This is a genomic window from Actinomadura rupiterrae (assembly GCF_024172125.1).
GTDB classification, from domain to species: Bacteria; Actinomycetota; Actinomycetes; order Streptosporangiales; family Streptosporangiaceae; genus Spirillospora; species Spirillospora rupiterrae.
In genome coordinates this window covers 383,348-398,119 of record NZ_JAMZEA010000009.1, presented here as the reverse complement: position 1 = coordinate 398,119, position 14,772 = coordinate 383,348, and the positions used below count along the sequence as shown (strand labels likewise).

Below are 14,772 nucleotides of genomic sequence, written 5' to 3'. Positions count from 1 at the left end.
GTGTGACGAGCGGTGGAACCCTGAAGGACAGACGCGTTCTGGTCACCGGCGGGACGCGCGGGATCGGCCTGGCGACCGTGCGGGCCCTGGTCCGCGAGGGCGCCCGGGTGGTCACCTGCTACCACCGGGACCAGGCGGCGGCGGGCGCGCTCGCCGCCGAGTTCTCCGGCGCGGCCGAGCCGCCGCGGATCGTGCGCGCCGACGTGACCGACCCGGCCGCGCTGGAGCGGCTCGCCGCCTCGTGCGCCGAGGAGCTGGACGGCCTGGACGTCGTCGTGAACAACGTCGGCGTGGACGGCAGCGCCCCGCTCGCCCAGCTGGAACGGGCCGAGTGGGACCGCGTCCTGCGGACCGACCTCACCGGCTGCTACCTGGTCGTCCAGGCCGTCCTCGGGCTGCTGGGCGAGGGCGCGTCGATCGTGAACGTCGGCGCGTCCGGGGCGCTGCGCGGCCGGCCCGCCGCCGCCCACCACGGCGCGGCCAAGGCCGCCCTGATCGGGCTGACCCGGTCCCTCGCCAAGGAGCTGGGACCGCGCGGCATCCGCGTCAACACCGTCGCCCCCGGGCCGGTGCACGACCCGGACGCGCCGTCCCTCCCGCCGCGTGCGCTGGCGGGCATCCGCGGCATGGCGGCGCTCGGCCGCCTCGCCGAACCGCGCGACGTCGCCGACGCCGTGCTCTACCTGGCCGGGGACGGCGCGCGCTGCGTCTCCGGCGTCACGCTCAACGTGGATGGAGGAATGTGATGCCGTACCAAGCGATCACCTACCGGGTGAAGCCGGGGCACGAGGACGAGATCGCCGAGATCTTCTCCGACTTCCGCCGGGTGGACGACGCGGAGCTGCGCGACGAGGACGGCACGGTCGTCGGCCGCCTGCTCGGCACCGGGCTGTTCATCAAGGACGACGTGATGGTCCGGGTCATCCACTACGAGGGCGACTTCGTGGCGGTGGCGCGGAAGATGGCGGCCCAGTCCGGCGTGCACTCGGCCGAGGCGAAGCTGGCGCCGTTCCTGGCGCAGGAGCGCGACACCAGCACGCCCGAGGCGTTCGGGAAGTACTTCCGCGACAGCCTCATGCGGCCGATCTCGCAGCTCTCGGTCGACTCCCTGCCCGTTGAACCGGCGACGGCGAAGGGCTGACCGATGGGGACGTTCGAGGGGACCGTGGCGGTCGTCGGGCTCGGCGGCATCGGCGGCGGCGTGGCCCACCGGCTCGTCGCGTCCGGCCACGACGTCGTGGTGCACAACCGCACCGCCGCGAAGGCCGAGCCGCTGCGCGCGGCCGGGGCGCGGGTCGCCGCCACGCCCGCCGAGGCCGTCGCGGAGGCGGCGGTGGTCATGGTGAGCCTCGCCGACGAGGCCGCCATCGAGTCGGTCGTGTTCGGCGCCATGGCCGGGCACCTCAAGCCCGGTACGGTGCTGGTCGAGATGACCACGGTGTCGCCGGGCTACGCGCGCGAGGCCGAGCGGCGGCTCGCCGAGGTCGGCGTCCGCCGGGTCGAGGCGTGCGTGATCGGCAACCCGCAGATGGCGAAGGCCGGTGACCTGCGCGTGTTCGCGGCGGGCCCGGAGGAGGACGTCGCGGCCGTCCGCGACCTGCTCGGCACGCTCGGCCGCCAGGGTGTCCTGCACCTCGGCGCGACGGGCCGGGCCAGCGCGTTCAAGCTCGCCTTCAACCTGCTCCTCGGGGTGCAGACGGCCGGGCTCGCCGAGGCCGTCGCGTTCGCCGAGCACGCCGGCATCCCGCGCGAGACGCTGCTCACCGCCGTCCAGAAGAGCGGCTGGCGGTCGCCGGTGCTGAACTTCCGCGCCGAGTTCATGCGGACGCGCAGCTACCAGCCCGCCGGGTTCCGCGCCTCGCTGATGGCCAAGGACCTGCGCCTCGCGGCGGCCGACGCCCGCGAGAACGGCGTCGACCTGCCGCTGGTCGAGCGGACCGCGAGCCGGTTCGCCGAGGTGGTCGCGGCCGACGGCGGCGACAAGGACGCCGCCTACGTCGTCGAGCTCTCCGGCCCGGGAGGCGCGCGGTGACCACGGCCCCGGTCGAGAGCGCGGCCACCGAGCCGGACTGGCTGCGCTGCTCGTCCTGCAAGGAGTTCGTGTTCCGGGCGCGCTACGTCCGCGAGCTGAGCGTCTGCCCGTCCTGCGGCGCGCACGGCCGGCTGGACTCGGCGGCCCGCGCCCGGCAGCTGCTCGACCCCGGCTCGGTCGAGCCGCTGCCCGCGCCGGACGTGCCGGACGACCCGCTCGGGTTCGCCACCGCCCGCGCCGCCTACGCCGCCGAGCTGGCCCGGGCCCGCCGGTCCGGCGTGGACGAGGCGGTGGTGTGCGTGCGCGGCGCGGTCCGGGGCCGTCCGGTGATCGCCGCGATCATGGACTTCCGGTTCTTCGGCGGCAGCATGGGCGCCGCCGCGGGCGAGCGGCTGACCGGGGCGATGGAGACCGCGCTGCGCGAGCGCACCCCGCTGCTCCTGGTCACCGCGTCCGGCGGGGCGCGCATGCAGGAGGGCGCGCTGTCGCTCATGCAGATGGCCAAGACCAGCCAGGCCATGGCCGAGCTGGACGAGGCGGGCGTCCTCACGGTCACCCTCGTCACCGACCCGACCTACGGCGGGGTCGCGGCGTCCTTCGCCTCGCTCAGCGACGTCGTGATCGCCGAGCCGGGCGCGCGGATGGGGTTCGCGGGCCCGCGGGTCATCGAGCAGACCATCCGGCAGCGGCTCCCCGAGGGCTTCCAGACCGCCGAGTTCCTGCTGGCGGAGGGCCTGGTGGACGGCGTCGTCCCGCGGCAGCTGCTGCGCTCCGCGCTGGCCCGCGTCCTCGCCGCGCACGACGCCGGCAGGAGCGGCCCGTCCGCCGCCGCGCACGCCGAGCTCCTGCGCGACCCGGACGCCCTGTCCGGTCGCGACCCGTGGGAGGCGGTCGGCCTCGCCCGGCACGTCGACCGCCCCACCACGCTCGACTACGTCGCCTACTTCCTGGAGGACTTCCTCGAACTGCACGGCGACCGGATGACCGCCGACTGCCCCGCGATCGTCGGCGGGATCGGCCTGCTCGCCGGCCGCCCGGTCATGCTGATCGGCCACGAGAAGGGCCACAGCACCCGGGACCGGACCGTCCGGAACTTCGGCATGGCCACGCCCGCCGGGTACCGCAAGTCCGCCCGGCTCATGCGCCTCGCCGCCAAGCTCGGCCTGCCGGTCGTCACGCTCATCGACACCCCCGGCGCCTACCCGGGCCTGGAGGCCGAGCGGGACGGCCAGTCCATCGCGATCGCCGACAACCTCCGCCTCATGTCCGGCCTCCCGGTCCCGGTCGTCGCCGTGGTTACCGGCGAGGGCGGCAGCGGCGGCGCCCTCGCGCTCGGCGTCGCCGACCGCGTTCTCGCCCTGCGCAACGCCGTCTACTCGGTGATCAGCCCGGAGGGCTGCGCGGCCATCCTCTGGAAGGACGCGGCCGCCGCGCCCGAGGCCGCCGCCGCCCTCCGCATGCACGCCGGCGAGCTGCTCCGCCAGGGCATCGTCGACGCCGTCGTCCCCGAACCCGAAGGCGGCGCCCACACCGACCCCGCCCACGCCGCCACCCTCCTCCGCAACGCCCTCCTGACCACCCTCGAAGCCCTCCAAGACCAGGACCCTGTCGACCTCATCCAAACCCGCCGAGCCCGCTTCCGCCGCTACGGCCTCTGAATAACCCACCCCCACAGCGCCGCGGTCCCCAACGACCGCGGCGCTTCCATGTCCCCACCCCCACCCGCGCTCGCGCGCTGCCCCCACCCGCGTGGTGCCCGTGCCCGCGTGGTGCTCGTGCCCGCGTGGTGCTCGTGCCTGCGTGGTGCTTGTGCCCGCGCGTTGCCCGTCCCGCGTGGTGCCCGCGCCTGCGCGTTGCTCGTGCCCGCGCGTTGCTCGTGCCCGCGCGCTCCCTGCGCCCGCGTGGTGCTCGCGGGCGGGTTGCTCGGCTTGCGGGGGGCGTTGATTCACGCGCGCGTCCGGCGCCCTCTGGGGCGCTGGACGCGCGCTCGTTCGCGGCTGCGGGCTCGCGCTGTTCTGGTGTGCGGGTCGAGGGGTGGGGTCGAGCGCGGTTCTAAGGGGGTGCGATCGGGGGCGTCGAGCATGAGGCGACCGAAACGAACCGGCGTGAGGACGCGGGGCGGGGGAGTGACCCGCCGGCGGCGCCGGGACGCCGGAGAGGAGCAGCGAGTGGCGCACCGGACCCTGATCGTCGCGCGGATGGAGCCGTCCCACGCGGACGCGGTCGCGCAGATCTTCGGCGAGTCGGACTCGACCGACCTGCCGCACATGATCGGCGTTTCGAGGCGGACCCTGTTCCGCTTCCACGACCTGTACTTCCACCTGGTGGAAGCCGACGACGACATCACCCCGAACCTGTACAAGGCGCGCAGCCACCCCCTGTACGACGACATCAACAAGCGGCTGGCCGAGCAGGTCAGCCCCTACGACCCGAACTGGAAGGAGCCGAAGGACGCGATGGCCCTCCCGTTCTACAGCTGGGAGGCGGGCCGTGGCTGACGGAGTGGCCGAGCGGACCGCCCGCACGTTCGCGCGCTGCGACTGCGCGGTGAACGCGCGGCGCGGCGGCGAGATCCGCGTCCTGCTGAGCCCGAAGACGGTGGGCTCCACGTCCGGCTTCATGGGCGACCTGGTGCTCAAGCCGGGCGAGTACGTGTCCGAGCACTACCACCCGTACTCCGAGGAGTACCTGTACGTGCTGCGCGGCAGCCTGCACGTCCGCCTGGAGGGGGACGAGGAGCTGACCGTCGGCGCGGAGGAGGGCGTGCTCATCCCGATCGGCGTCCGGCACCGGGTGTCGAACGCCGGGGACGAGGAGGCGTTCGCGGTGTTCCACCTGGCGCCGCTCGCGCCGCGGCCCGAGCTCGGGCACGTCGACACCGAGGAGCCCCCGGGGGCCGGTGCGGCCAACCCGGAGGTGGGAGGACCGCGATGAGCGGACGCAGGCACGGGCGTCCGGAGGGACGGCGGGTGGTGGTCACCGGGATCGGCGTGGTCGCCCCCGGCGGCGTCGGGACGAAGGCGTTCTGGCAGCTGCTGATGGACGGCCGCACCGCCACCCGCACGATCTCGCTGTTCGACGCGTCCGACTTCCGGTCCCGGATCGCCGCCGAGTGCGACTTCGACCCGGCGGCCGAGGGTCTCACCCCGCAGCAGATCCGCCGGATGGACCGGTCGGCCCAGTTCGGTGTCGTCGCCGCGCGCGAGGCGCTCGCCGACAGCGGGCTGGAGCGCGACCGGCTCGACCCGGAGCGGATGGCGGTCAGCATCGGCAGCGCGGTCGGCAACACCATGGGCCTGGAGCAGGAGTACGTGGTGCTGAGCGACGGCGGCCGGAACTGGGCCGTCGACTGGCGGTACGGCGTCCCGCAGCTCTACGGCTACATGGTGCCGAGCACGATCGCGGCCGAGGTCGCGCGCGACTGCGCGGCCGAGGGGCCGGTGAACCTGGTGTCCACCGGCTGCACGGCCGGGCTGGACGCGGTCGGGCACGGCGTCCAGCTGCTGCGCGAGGGCTCGGCGGACGTCGTCATCGCCGGCGCCACCGACGCGCCGGTGTCGCCGATCACCTCGGCGTGCTTCGACGCGATCAAGGCCACCTCACCGCGCAACGACGACCCGGGGACGGCGTCGCGGCCGTTCGACGCGTCCCGCAACGGGTTCGTGCTCGGCGAGGGCTCGGCGGTGCTGGTGCTGGAGGAGCGCGAGGCGGCGCTGCGTCGCGACGCGCACATCTACGCCGAGATCGTCGGCTTCGCCGGGCGCAGCAACGCCTACCACATGACCGGCCTGAAGCCCGACGGCCGCGAGATGGCCGAGGCGGTGCGGGCCGCGATGCGGCAGGCGCGCCTCGACCCGGACGCCGTCGACTACATCAACGCGCACGGCTCCGGCACCAAGCAGAACGACCGGCACGAGACGGCGGCGTTCAAGCGCAGCCTCGGCGGCCGCGCGTACGAGGTGCCGGTCAGCTCGATCAAGTCGATGATCGGGCACTCGCTCGGCGCGATCGGCGCGATCGAGGTGGCGACCTGCGCGCTCGCGCTGGAGCACCAGGCCGTCCCGCCGACGGCCAACCTGCACGCGGCCGACCCCGAGTGCGACCTGGACTACGTGCCGCTGACCGCGCGCGAGCACCGGATGGAGACCGTGCTGAGCGTCGGCAGCGGGTTCGGCGGGTTCCAGTCGGCGATGCTGCTCAGCCGCGCCGCCTGACCCGCGCCCTAACCGGAGAAGGAGACGGACCAAATGATGGGGCACTTCACGCTCGACGACGTGCGGAGGATGATCCGCGCCTGCGCCGGGGAGAGCGGCGCCGACCTCGACGGCGAGATCGGGGAGCTGAGCTTCGAGGAGCTCGGCTACGACTCGCTCGCCGTGCTGGAGCTGGCCGCGCGCGTGCAGCGCGAGTACGGCGTCGCCATGCCGGACGAGTCGGTCGAGTTCATGCGGACGCCCGAGGAGGCCGTCCAGTACGTCAACGGCCGGCTCACCGCGGCCGCCTGAGAGGAGAACGCCATGTCCGCAACGCCGCCCGCCGCGGTGTCACCCGGCCACACCGACAACCAGATCGTCATCGACGCGCCGTTCCAGCTGGTCTGGGACATGACCAACGATGTCGCGTCCTGGCCGAGCCTGTTCAGCGAGTACGCCGAGGCCGAGATCCTGTCCGAGGAGAACGGCGCCGTCCGGTTCCGGCTCACGATGCACCCCGACGAGAACGGGGTGAAGTGGAGCTGGGTGTCGGAGCGGACGCCGAACCCGTCCGCGCGGACCGTGCGCGCGCACCGGGTCGAGACCGGGGTGTTCGAGTTCATGGACATCTACTGGGAGTACCGCGAGGTCGAGGGCGGCGTGCGGATGCGCTGGGTCCAGGACTTCCGGATGAAGCCGACCGCGCCGATCGACGACGCGGCGATGACCGAGCGGCTGAACACCAACACCCGGATCCAGATGGAGCGGATCAAGGGACTGGTGGAGGCGGCGGCCCGCGAGGGCGCGCGCACCGCCGGGGCGGCGTGACGGCGATGACCGCCGCCCTGGTCGTGCTGGTGCTGCTGGGCAACGGGCTCACCGCCGGGATCATGCTGTCCACGGTCATCGGGATCACGCCGCTGACCAACGCGCAGAGCTACGACCGGTACGTGGAGACGATCCAGTTCCTGTGGCCGCGCTACGACCCGTTCATGCCGATCACCCACCTGCTGACCATCGCGGCGGACGCCGGGCTGGTGTTCGCCGCGCCGGACGCGGGCTCCCGCGCGCTGTTCGGCGCCGCCGGCGCGGTGCTGCTGGTGGTGATGGCCATCTCGCTGGTCAAGAACGTGCCGATCAACCGGTACGTGATGTCGCTGGACCCGGCGGCCCGCCCCGCCGGGTGGGAGCAGGCCGACCCGCGCGTGCGCTGGCGCAACTGGAACATGCTGCGCACCTCGCTCGCGCTGGCCGGCCTGGCCGTCAACGCCGCGGCCGTCGCCGCGCTCATCTAAGGAGAACCATGATCGACCTCAACGGACGCAAGGCCGTGGTGACCGGGGGGACCCGGGGCATCGGCCGGGCGATCGTGCTGGCGCTGGCCGGCGCGGGCGCCGACGTGATCACCTGCGCGCGCGGCGACGGCGAGCCCGCCCAGTCGCTGGCCCGCGAGCTGAAGGACCTCGGCGGCGACCACGCCGTGCTGAAGGCGGACGTGGCCGAGGCCGCCGACGTCGCGCGGCTCGCCGAGGAGGCCCGGACCCGCTACGGCACGGTGGACGTCCTCGTGCACAACGCCGGCGTGATCAGCCACATCCCGTTCGGGGAGCTGCCGCTGGCGGAGTGGAACCGCGTCATCGACACCAACCTCACGTCCGCGTTCACCGTGCTGCAGTCGATGCTGCCGGTGCTGCGGGACGGGGCGTCGGTGGTGAACGTCGGGTCCCGCGTCGCGACCATCGGCATCCCGATGCGCGCGCACTACACCGCGTCCAAGGCGGGCCTCATCGGCCTGACCCGCTCGGCGGCCAAGGAGCTCGGCTCGCGCGGCATCCGGGTGAACGTGGTCGCGCCGGGCCCGATCGAGACCGAGGCCGAGGTCCCGGCCGCGGTCCGCGAGCGGTACCAGAAGATGATCCCGCTCGGCCGGCTCGGCGCCGCCGAGGAGATCGCGGGCGCGGTGCTGTTCCTCGCCAGCGACCTGTCCGGGTTCGTCAACGGCGAGACCCTGCACGTGGACGGGGGCATCTGATGGGACGCTCGACGGCCTTCCGGGTGATGCTGAGGATGGACATCATCCCGGGCAAGGAGCGCGACTTCGAGGACACCTGGGCGCGGGTGGGCAAGGCGATCACCGACCAGCCCGCCAACCTCGGCCAGTGGCTGTCCCGCAGCGCCGAGGAGGACGGCGTCTACTACGTCGTCAGCGACTGGGTGGACGAGCCGCGGTTCCGCGCGTTCGAGACCAGCCCGGAGCACCTGGAGCACCGCACCAAGCTGCACCCGTTCCGCTCCGGCGGCACGATGACCACGATGAACGTGGTCTACGAGATGACCGGCGCGGCGGCGAACGGCGGCCGATGAACCGGCTCCGCGTCCTGCTCCACGCGATCGCCCCGGGGGACGACCCCGGGGCGATCGAGCGCGCCTACCACGACATCAGCACGGCCCTGGCGGGGACGCCGGGCCTGCTCGGCAACGAGCTGCTGGCGTCCACCACCGAGCCGGGCAAGTTCGTCGTGATGAGCGAATGGGAGAGCGCCGAGGCGTTCCGGACCTGGGAGGTGGGCTCGGAGCACCGCGGCACGACCGCCCCGCTCCGTCCGTACCAGGACCGCAGCGCGGGCTCGCCCTTCGGCATCTACGAGGTCGCTGCGTCCTACTCCCACGCGCCGGCGGCCGACGGCCAGGCGGCTCACGACCCGGCCTTCCCCGACCCGGTCTCCTGCGGGCGACGGACGCACTGACACAACGAATCCACCCCACACGAAGAGGCCGGGCCCGGCGGGCCCGGCCTCTTCCATGGAGCGGTCAGCGGTTGGCCGCCCGGTTGAACAGGCGGACGGCGAGCGGCAGGCACACCGCCGGGACGCCGACGAACCACGCCAGGCCCAGCAGCACCGGGCCCGTCGCCGAGCCGTAGCCGATGAACAGCGCGCGCATCGCGTCCACCGCGGCGGTGACCGGGCTGATGTCGGACCACCAGCGCAGCCAGACCGGCAGCCGCGCGGACGGGACGAACGCGCTGCTCACATAGGTCAACGGAAATATCCAGACGGAAGTGCCCATGTGGGCGGCCTCGGGCGTCTTGGCGACCAGGCCGATGACCGCGCCCACGCACGAGAACGTGAAGCCGAAGCCCATCAGCATCAGCACGCCGCCGACCGCCTGCACCGGACCGGTGGTGATCTTGAAGCCGACGAGCTGCGCGGCGATGCCGAGCCAGACCACGATCAGCACGTTGCGCACGACGTCCGCCGAGATCCGCCCGGCGAGCACGGCGAACCGCGCCATCGGCAGCGAGCGGTACCGGTCGATGAACCCGTTGCGCAGGTCGTCGGCCAGCCCGACCGAGGTGCCCGCGCCCGCGAACGCCATCGACTGGACGAACGCGCCGGGCACCATGAACACCCGGTAGTCCACGCCCGGCACGTGCACGGCCCGGCCGAACACCGACGCCAGCAGCAGCATGAACACCAGCGGCTGGACGGTCGAGAAGAACAGCACCTGCGGGACGCGCCGGACGTGCCGCAGGTGCCGCCCCATCACCAGCCACACGTCGCGGAGCGCCCACAGCGCGGCGGCGGGCCCGCCGGGGACGGGCGCCGCCGCCGGGCGCAGCTCCTCAAGCGCCGCGGACATCGCTCACCTCCACTTCGGGCGTGCCGGCCCGCTCGCCGGGCCCGCCGCCGGTCAACGTCAGGAACACCTCGTCCAGGCTGGGGCGGCGCACCGACAGGCCGCGCGCGGGGATCCCCGCCCGGTCGAGCCCGGCCGACACCTCCGCCAGGGCCCGCACGCCGTTCCGCACCGGGACGGTCAGCGTCAGCGTCGCCACCTGCGTCCCGACCTCGCCGTGCGCCTGGGCCGTGCTGCGCAGCACGCGCTCGGCCGCCTCGACATGCCCGCGGTCGGCGAGGACGAGTTCGAGCCGCTCGTCCCCAACGCGCGACTTCAGCTCGTCGGCGGTGCCCTCGGCGATCGACCGCCCTTTGTCGAGGATCATGATCCGGTCGGCGAGCGCGTCCGCCTCGTCCAGGTACTGGGTGGTGAGCAGCAGCGCCGCGCCGTCCGCGACCAGGCCGCGGACGGCCTCCCAGATGTCCAGCCGGGCGCGCACGTCCAGGCCGGTGGTCGGCTCGTCCAGCACGATCACCCGGGGCCGGACGATCAGCGCCGCCGCCAGGTCGAGGCGGCGGCGCATCCCGCCGGAGTAGCCGCGCGCCACGCGGTCGGCGGCGTCGGTGAGCCGGAACCGTTCGAGCAGCTCGTCCGCGCGGGCCCGCGCGGCGCGGGCGCGGAGCCGGTAGAGCCGCCCGAACAGGACGAGGTTCTCGCGCCCGGTCAGGTTCTCGTCCACCGCCGCGTACTGGCCCGACAGGCCGATGACGCGCCGGACCTGGTCGGGCTGCCGGACGACGTCGTACCCGCCGACGCGGGCGCGCCCGCCGTCCGGGCGCAGCAGCGTCGTCAGCACCCGGACGGTCGTGGTCTTGCCCGCGCCGTTCGGGCCGAGCAGCCCGAGCACGCTTCCGGCCGGAACCCGCAGGTCCAGCCCGTCCAGGACGGTCGCGGACCCGTAGCGTTTGACCAGCCCGTGAGCCTCGACGGCCGGTGCGCCGTGCTCGTCCATGCTCATCCCTCGCGCATCGTGTCGACCAGGGCCGTGGTGTGGCGCGCCTCGCGGAACTCCGGTCGCGCGAGCACCTCCCGCAGGAACCCGGTGGTGGTCCGGACGGCGTGGCTGGAGACGGTCAGCTCGCCCAGCGCGCGGTCCATCCGCGCGATGGCCTGGGCCCGGTCCGGCGCCCAGACGATGACCTTGGCGAGCAGCGAGTCGTAGTCGGCGGTGACCCGCGCGCCGGAGACCGCGTGCGTGTCCACCCGGACGAACGGGCCGCCCGGCAGGACCAGCTCGTCGATCAGGCCCGGCGTCGGCAGGAAGCCGCGCGCCGGGTCCTCGGCGTTGATGCGGCACTCGATCGACGCGCCGCGGATCTCGACGTCCTGCTGCCGGAACGACAGCGTCCCGCCCGCCGCGACCAGCAGCTGCTCGCGGACGAGGTCCAGCCCGGTGACCATCTCGGTGACCGGGTGCTCGACCTGGAGCCGGCTGTTGACCTCCAGGAAGTAGAACTCGTCGTCCTCGTCGGCGACGAACTCGAACGTCCCGGCGCCGACGTAGCCCGCCTCGCGCGCGACCTTCGCCGACAGCTGCCCGATCCGGTCCAGGTCGGCCGCGCGCACCGACGGCGGCGGGCTCTCCTCGACCAGCTTCTGCCGGCGGCGCTGCACCGAGCAGTCGCGCCCGCCCAGGTAGACGGCGTTGCCGTGCCCGTCCGCGAGGATCTGGATCTCGATGTGCCGGGCGGCGTCCAGGTACTTCTCGACGTAGACCCGCGCGTCGCCGAACAGGTTCTGCGCGGCGCTGCGCGTCTCGGCGTAGGCGCGCGGGAAGTCGCGCGGGTCGCGGACGATCGCCATGCCGCGCCCGCCGCCGCCGGCGGACGCCTTGATGATGACCGGGTAGCCGATCCGGTCGGCGACCCGCGCCAGCTCCGTGCCGCCCTGCTGCTCGGGATCGCTGCTCGGCAGCACCGGCAGGCCGAGCTCGGCGACGAACCGGCGGGCGCGCAGCTTGTCGCCGAGCAGCGAGATCACCTCGGCGGGCGGGCCGATGAAGGTCAGCCCCTCGGCCGCGCAGATCTCGGCGAAGTAGGGGTCCTCCGACAGGAAGCCGTAGCCGGGATGCACGGCGTCGCAGCCGTGCACCTGGGCCGCCGACACGATCGCGGCGGCGTTGTTGTAGCTGTGCCGGGACGGCGCGGGCCCGATCTGCACGGCCGCGTCGGCGTACCGCACGGGTGTCGAGTCGCGGTCCGCGGTCGAGTGCGTGACCACGGTCCGGATGCCGAGCTCCCGGCAGGTCCGCGCGACCCGCAGGGCGATCTCCCCGCGGTTGGCGATGAGCACGGTCTTGAACATCGCGTCCTCCTCCCTAGGCTCCGCCGGGGGCCGCGCCGCCGGCCGGCGCGAGCCGGATCAGCGGCTGGCCGTACTCGACCGCGGCCTGGTCCTCCACCAGCACCGCCACGACCCGTCCGGCCTGCTCGGCCTCGATCGGGTTCATCAGCTTCATCGCCTCCAGGATCCCGACCTGCTGGCCCGGCTCGACGTCGTCGCCGACCGCCACGAACGGCGCGGCGCCAGGCTCGGGCGCGCGGTAGAACACGCCGACGGCCGGGGCGGTGACCAGCACCGTGCCCTCGTCCTCGGCGGCCTCGGGCGGGTCGGCCACCGCGACCCCGGCCGTGCCGCTGGCCCCTCCGTTCGCCACGGCCGTCCCCGGCGCGTGCCCGGCCGCGTGGCCGTTCACGTGGGGGAAGGCGACCAGGTGCGCGCTCGGGTGCGCCTGCACCGGCGCGGGCGCGGCGGGCGCGGCCTCCGGCACCGCCCACTCGATCTCCACGGTCATGTCGTCCGCCTGGACCCGCACCCGCTTCACGGGCGCGCTCGCCGCGGCCTGGAGCTGGGCGGCGCGGCGCACCACCGCGTCCAGCAGCGGCTCCGGGCCCGTCGCCGGGCCGCCGGCCGGGTCGGCAGCCGGTCCCGTCGCCGGGGCGCCGGCCGGGTCAGTCGCCGGGTCGGTCATCTCCCGTCCTCCTGTCTGATCAGCTCGTCCAGTTCGAGGAAGAGCCGGCGCTCCGCCTGCGCCAGCTCGGCATAGGGCGTGCTCGGGTCCGGGGCGGACGGCGGGACGGCCGGGACGGTCTCCCGGGCCGGGGTCCGCTCGCGTCCCGCGGCGCCGGGGGCGTCCGCCGGGTCCGCCGTCCGGGCCGCGTCCTCGTGCGCGGTCCGCAGGACGAGGCTGGCCTCCTGGGAGGACCACGCCATCGCCCCGGCGTAGATGAAGGCGAGCCGCAGGTGGCGGAGCACAGCGCGGAGCGCCGCCTTCGCGGGGTTGTGGTCGGGCATTCGCTCCTCCGAGTGGGGGCGGGCCGTCCCTCGGGGCGGGACCGGCCGGCACTCCGGGTGGTCGACATCCGACACTCCCGGGCCCGGCTCTCGGCCCGGTCGAGGGCCGCTGGTCGCCGTCCGCCGCCGCCCGCCGGACGGGTCGAGCGGGCCGCCACCCGGCCGCGAGCAGGACGCCGCAGGCTCGTGACGCTCGGGCCTCCGGGCCCTCGACAAGTAGCCAACCTACATGTAGCTTGTCGGCGTACCGCGCCGTGCTCCGGCGGGGTCCGACGTGACGGGAGGAGCGGACACGTGGCACTCGACCTGGCGCGGCTCCAGTTCGCGGTGACGACGAGCCTGCACTTCCTGTTCGTCGTGCTGACGCTGGGGCTCGGGCCGATCATCGCGGTGACCGAGACCCGGTTCGCGATCACCGGTAAGCCGGTGTTCGAGCGGATGACCCGGTTCTGGGGCCAGATCTACGTCATCAACTACGCGCTCGGCATCGTCGTCGGGCTCGTCCTGGAGTTCCAGTTCGGGCTCAACTGGAGCGGGCTCACGCACTTCGCGGGCGACGTGTTCGGACCGTCGCTGGCGATGGAGACGCTGGTGGCGTTCTTCGTCGAGTCCACCTTCCTCGGCATCTGGATCTTCGGCTGGGGGCGGATGCCCCGGTGGCTGCACGCCCTGGTGTTCTGGGTAGTGCTCGCGGGCGGCTACGCCTCGGTGTTCTGGGTGCTGGTGGCCAACGGCTTCCTCAACCACCCGGTCGGGTCCGTCCGGCGCGGCGACCACCTCGCGCTGACGGACTTCGGCGCGCTGCTCTCGAACATCTCCACCACGCACGCGATCGAGCACATCGTCTCCGTCGTGCTGCTCGCCGGCGGCCTGTTCGTCTCCGGCGTGAGCGCCTGGCACTTCCGCAAGGGCACCGGCGACACCGAGCTGTTCCGCCGCTCGATGCGGATCGGGATCGTGTTCGCGTTCCTCGGCGGGTTCCTCGTCGCGCAGACCGGCTACCCGCAGCTCGACATGGTCAAGGAGACCAAGCCGGTCGAGTACGCCGCGATCTGGCGCGGCGACGTGAACGCGGCGCAGGCGCAGGCCGTGGCCCAGTTCGGGCCCGGCGACTACCGGCCGCCCGGCTGGATCGACGCCTCGTTCCAGACCATGTCGATCATCGGCGAGATCTTCGAGTACTTCTTCTGGGTGCCGCTGGTGTTCCTCATCCGGAACTGGTTCGAGCGCCGCCGGTTCATCCAGTGGACGCTCATGATCCTCATCCCGGTGCCGTTCGTCGCGGCGATCGCCGGCTGGCTCACCCGCGAGGTCGGACGGCAGCCCTGGATCGTCTACGGGCAGCTGAAGACCGCCGATGCGGCCTCGCCGGTGAGTGCCGGGACGGTCCTGACCTCGCTGATCCTGTTCACCGCGGTGTTCCTCGCGCTCGCCGTCGTGGACTACGCGCTCATCGCCCGCACCGCCCGGCGCGGCCCGGACGGCGTCGTCCTCGGCGCCGCGTTCGGCGCGGTGGAACCGCCGGGCTCCCCGTCGGCCGACGAACTGCCGCTTCGGCTCTAGCCGGAAGGG

General features: G+C 73.8%; 19 protein-coding genes. 14 read left to right on the top strand and 5 right to left on the bottom strand.

Annotated elements, in window-relative coordinates:
• Positions 1 to 2 precede the first annotated feature (2 nt).
• The 13 genes from FHU30_RS31870 (at position 3) to FHU30_RS31810 (ending at position 8,972) form a co-directional block, all read left to right on the top strand.
• Positions 3 to 746 carry an SDR family NAD(P)-dependent oxidoreductase gene (locus tag FHU30_RS31870; protein WP_253880814.1) on the top strand — a complete coding sequence of 248 codons (744 nt, stop codon included), beginning with the start codon at positions 3 to 5 and terminating at the stop codon, positions 744 to 746.
• Positions 746 to 1,141, top strand: a complete 396-nt coding sequence (locus tag FHU30_RS31865) for a SchA/CurD-like domain-containing protein (protein WP_253880812.1) — start codon at positions 746 to 748, stop codon at positions 1,139 to 1,141. Before FHU30_RS31870 ends, FHU30_RS31865 begins: the two co-directional genes overlap by 1 nt.
• 3 nt (positions 1,142 to 1,144) lie before the next feature.
• Positions 1,145 to 2,032, top strand: a complete 888-nt coding sequence (locus FHU30_RS31860) for an NAD(P)-dependent oxidoreductase (RefSeq protein ID WP_253880810.1) — start codon at positions 1,145 to 1,147, stop codon at positions 2,030 to 2,032.
• Positions 2,029 to 3,690 (top strand): acetyl-CoA carboxylase carboxyltransferase subunit alpha, encoded by a 1,662-nt coding sequence (locus FHU30_RS31855; protein ID WP_253880808.1) that lies wholly within the window; start codon positions 2,029 to 2,031, stop codon positions 3,688 to 3,690. The genes FHU30_RS31860 and FHU30_RS31855 overlap by 4 nt, the downstream gene beginning before the upstream one ends.
• 510 nt (positions 3,691 to 4,200) lie before the next feature.
• The gene (locus FHU30_RS31850) at positions 4,201 to 4,530 is read left to right on the top strand and encodes a TcmI family type II polyketide cyclase (RefSeq protein WP_253880801.1); all 330 of its coding nucleotides are present in this window, start codon (positions 4,201 to 4,203) and stop codon (positions 4,528 to 4,530) included.
• Complete coding sequence (locus tag FHU30_RS31845) at positions 4,523 to 4,966, top strand: cupin domain-containing protein (protein WP_253880799.1); 444 nt, start codon at positions 4,523 to 4,525, stop codon at positions 4,964 to 4,966. Before FHU30_RS31850 ends, FHU30_RS31845 begins: the two co-directional genes overlap by 8 nt.
• Positions 4,963 to 6,246: a beta-ketoacyl-[acyl-carrier-protein] synthase family protein gene (locus tag FHU30_RS31840; RefSeq protein WP_253880797.1), complete on the top strand. Its 1,284-nt coding sequence runs from the start codon at positions 4,963 to 4,965 to the stop codon at positions 6,244 to 6,246. Before FHU30_RS31845 ends, FHU30_RS31840 begins: the two co-directional genes overlap by 4 nt.
• Before the next feature lie 33 nt (positions 6,247 to 6,279).
• On the top strand, positions 6,280 to 6,537 hold the full coding sequence (locus FHU30_RS31835) for an acyl carrier protein (protein ID WP_253880795.1): 258 nt from the start codon (positions 6,280 to 6,282) through the stop codon (positions 6,535 to 6,537).
• A gap of 12 nt (positions 6,538 to 6,549) precedes the next feature.
• Positions 6,550 to 7,053 carry an SRPBCC family protein gene (locus tag FHU30_RS31830; RefSeq protein WP_253880793.1) on the top strand — a complete coding sequence of 168 codons (504 nt, stop codon included), beginning with the start codon at positions 6,550 to 6,552 and terminating at the stop codon, positions 7,051 to 7,053.
• 5 nt (positions 7,054 to 7,058) lie between these two features.
• Entirely contained in the window at positions 7,059 to 7,520 is a 462-nt protein-coding gene (locus tag FHU30_RS31825; protein ID WP_253880791.1) for an anthrone oxygenase family protein, read from the top strand.
• An 8-nt stretch (positions 7,521 to 7,528) separates the two neighbouring features.
• On the top strand, positions 7,529 to 8,257 hold the full coding sequence (locus tag FHU30_RS31820) for an SDR family NAD(P)-dependent oxidoreductase (RefSeq protein ID WP_253880789.1): 729 nt from the start codon (positions 7,529 to 7,531) through the stop codon (positions 8,255 to 8,257).
• On the top strand, positions 8,257 to 8,589 hold the full coding sequence (locus FHU30_RS31815; protein WP_253880784.1) for an antibiotic biosynthesis monooxygenase family protein: 333 nt from the start codon (positions 8,257 to 8,259) through the stop codon (positions 8,587 to 8,589). The genes FHU30_RS31820 and FHU30_RS31815 overlap by 1 nt, the downstream gene beginning before the upstream one ends.
• On the top strand, positions 8,586 to 8,972 hold the full coding sequence (locus FHU30_RS31810) for an antibiotic biosynthesis monooxygenase family protein (protein WP_253880782.1): 387 nt from the start codon (positions 8,586 to 8,588) through the stop codon (positions 8,970 to 8,972). Before FHU30_RS31815 ends, FHU30_RS31810 begins: the two co-directional genes overlap by 4 nt.
• Positions 8,973 to 9,036: 64 nt before the next feature.
• On the opposite strand, the gene FHU30_RS31805 is transcribed toward FHU30_RS31810, so the two are convergent.
• From FHU30_RS31805 to FHU30_RS31785, 5 genes are read right to left on the bottom strand one after another with little or no spacing between them, the layout of a single operon-like run.
• Positions 9,037 to 9,867, bottom strand: a complete 831-nt coding sequence (locus tag FHU30_RS31805; protein WP_253880780.1) for an ABC transporter permease — start codon at positions 9,865 to 9,867, stop codon at positions 9,037 to 9,039.
• Positions 9,851 to 10,864 carry an ATP-binding cassette domain-containing protein gene (locus FHU30_RS31800; protein ID WP_301323902.1) on the bottom strand — a complete coding sequence of 338 codons (1,014 nt, stop codon included), beginning with the start codon at positions 10,862 to 10,864 and terminating at the stop codon, positions 9,851 to 9,853. Before FHU30_RS31800 ends, FHU30_RS31805 begins: the two co-directional genes overlap by 17 nt.
• Entirely contained in the window at positions 10,861 to 12,210 is a 1,350-nt protein-coding gene (locus FHU30_RS31795) for an acetyl-CoA carboxylase biotin carboxylase subunit (RefSeq protein ID WP_253880779.1), read from the bottom strand. The genes FHU30_RS31800 and FHU30_RS31795 overlap by 4 nt, the downstream gene beginning before the upstream one ends.
• A gap of 13 nt (positions 12,211 to 12,223) precedes the next feature.
• Entirely contained in the window at positions 12,224 to 12,877 is a 654-nt protein-coding gene (locus tag FHU30_RS31790; RefSeq protein WP_253880777.1) for an acetyl-CoA carboxylase biotin carboxyl carrier protein, read from the bottom strand.
• Positions 12,874 to 13,200, bottom strand: coding sequence for a hypothetical protein (locus tag FHU30_RS31785; protein ID WP_253880775.1), 327 nt, complete (start codon positions 13,198 to 13,200; stop codon positions 12,874 to 12,876). Before FHU30_RS31785 ends, FHU30_RS31790 begins: the two co-directional genes overlap by 4 nt.
• A gap of 294 nt (positions 13,201 to 13,494) precedes the next feature.
• Between FHU30_RS31785 and FHU30_RS31780 the strand changes: the two genes are divergently transcribed.
• Positions 13,495 to 14,763 carry a cytochrome ubiquinol oxidase subunit I gene (locus FHU30_RS31780; RefSeq protein WP_253880772.1) on the top strand — a complete coding sequence of 423 codons (1,269 nt, stop codon included), beginning with the start codon at positions 13,495 to 13,497 and terminating at the stop codon, positions 14,761 to 14,763.
• The last annotated feature ends 9 nt before the right edge of the window (positions 14,764 to 14,772 follow it).

Bases quoted from the DNA above. Each gene is read 5' to 3' on its own strand.
- FHU30_RS31865 (WP_253880812.1), top strand. From the start codon at position 746: ATGCCGTACCAAGCGATCACCTACCGGGTGAAGCCGGGGCACGAGGAC.
- FHU30_RS31860 (WP_253880810.1), top strand. From the start codon at position 1,145: ATGGGGACGTTCGAGGGGACCGTGGCGGTCGTCGGGCTCGGCGGCATC.
- FHU30_RS31840 (WP_253880797.1), top strand. From the start codon at position 4,963: ATGAGCGGACGCAGGCACGGGCGTCCGGAGGGACGGCGGGTGGTGGTC.
- FHU30_RS31835 (WP_253880795.1), top strand. From the start codon at position 6,280: ATGATGGGGCACTTCACGCTCGACGACGTGCGGAGGATGATCCGCGCC.
- FHU30_RS31830 (WP_253880793.1), top strand. From the start codon at position 6,550: ATGTCCGCAACGCCGCCCGCCGCGGTGTCACCCGGCCACACCGACAAC.
- FHU30_RS31825 (WP_253880791.1), top strand. From the start codon at position 7,059: ATGACCGCCGCCCTGGTCGTGCTGGTGCTGCTGGGCAACGGGCTCACC.
- FHU30_RS31820 (WP_253880789.1), top strand. From the start codon at position 7,529: ATGATCGACCTCAACGGACGCAAGGCCGTGGTGACCGGGGGGACCCGG.
- FHU30_RS31815 (WP_253880784.1), top strand. From the start codon at position 8,257: ATGGGACGCTCGACGGCCTTCCGGGTGATGCTGAGGATGGACATCATC.
- FHU30_RS31810 (WP_253880782.1), top strand. From the start codon at position 8,586: ATGAACCGGCTCCGCGTCCTGCTCCACGCGATCGCCCCGGGGGACGAC.
- FHU30_RS31805 (WP_253880780.1), bottom strand. From the start codon at position 9,867: ATGTCCGCGGCGCTTGAGGAGCTGCGCCCGGCGGCGGCGCCCGTCCCC.
- FHU30_RS31800 (WP_301323902.1), bottom strand. From the start codon at position 10,864: ATGAGCATGGACGAGCACGGCGCACCGGCCGTCGAGGCTCACGGGCTG.
- FHU30_RS31795 (WP_253880779.1), bottom strand. From the start codon at position 12,210: ATGTTCAAGACCGTGCTCATCGCCAACCGCGGGGAGATCGCCCTGCGG.
- FHU30_RS31790 (WP_253880777.1), bottom strand. From the start codon at position 12,877: ATGACCGACCCGGCGACTGACCCGGCCGGCGCCCCGGCGACGGGACCG.
- FHU30_RS31785 (WP_253880775.1), bottom strand. From the start codon at position 13,200: ATGCCCGACCACAACCCCGCGAAGGCGGCGCTCCGCGCTGTGCTCCGC.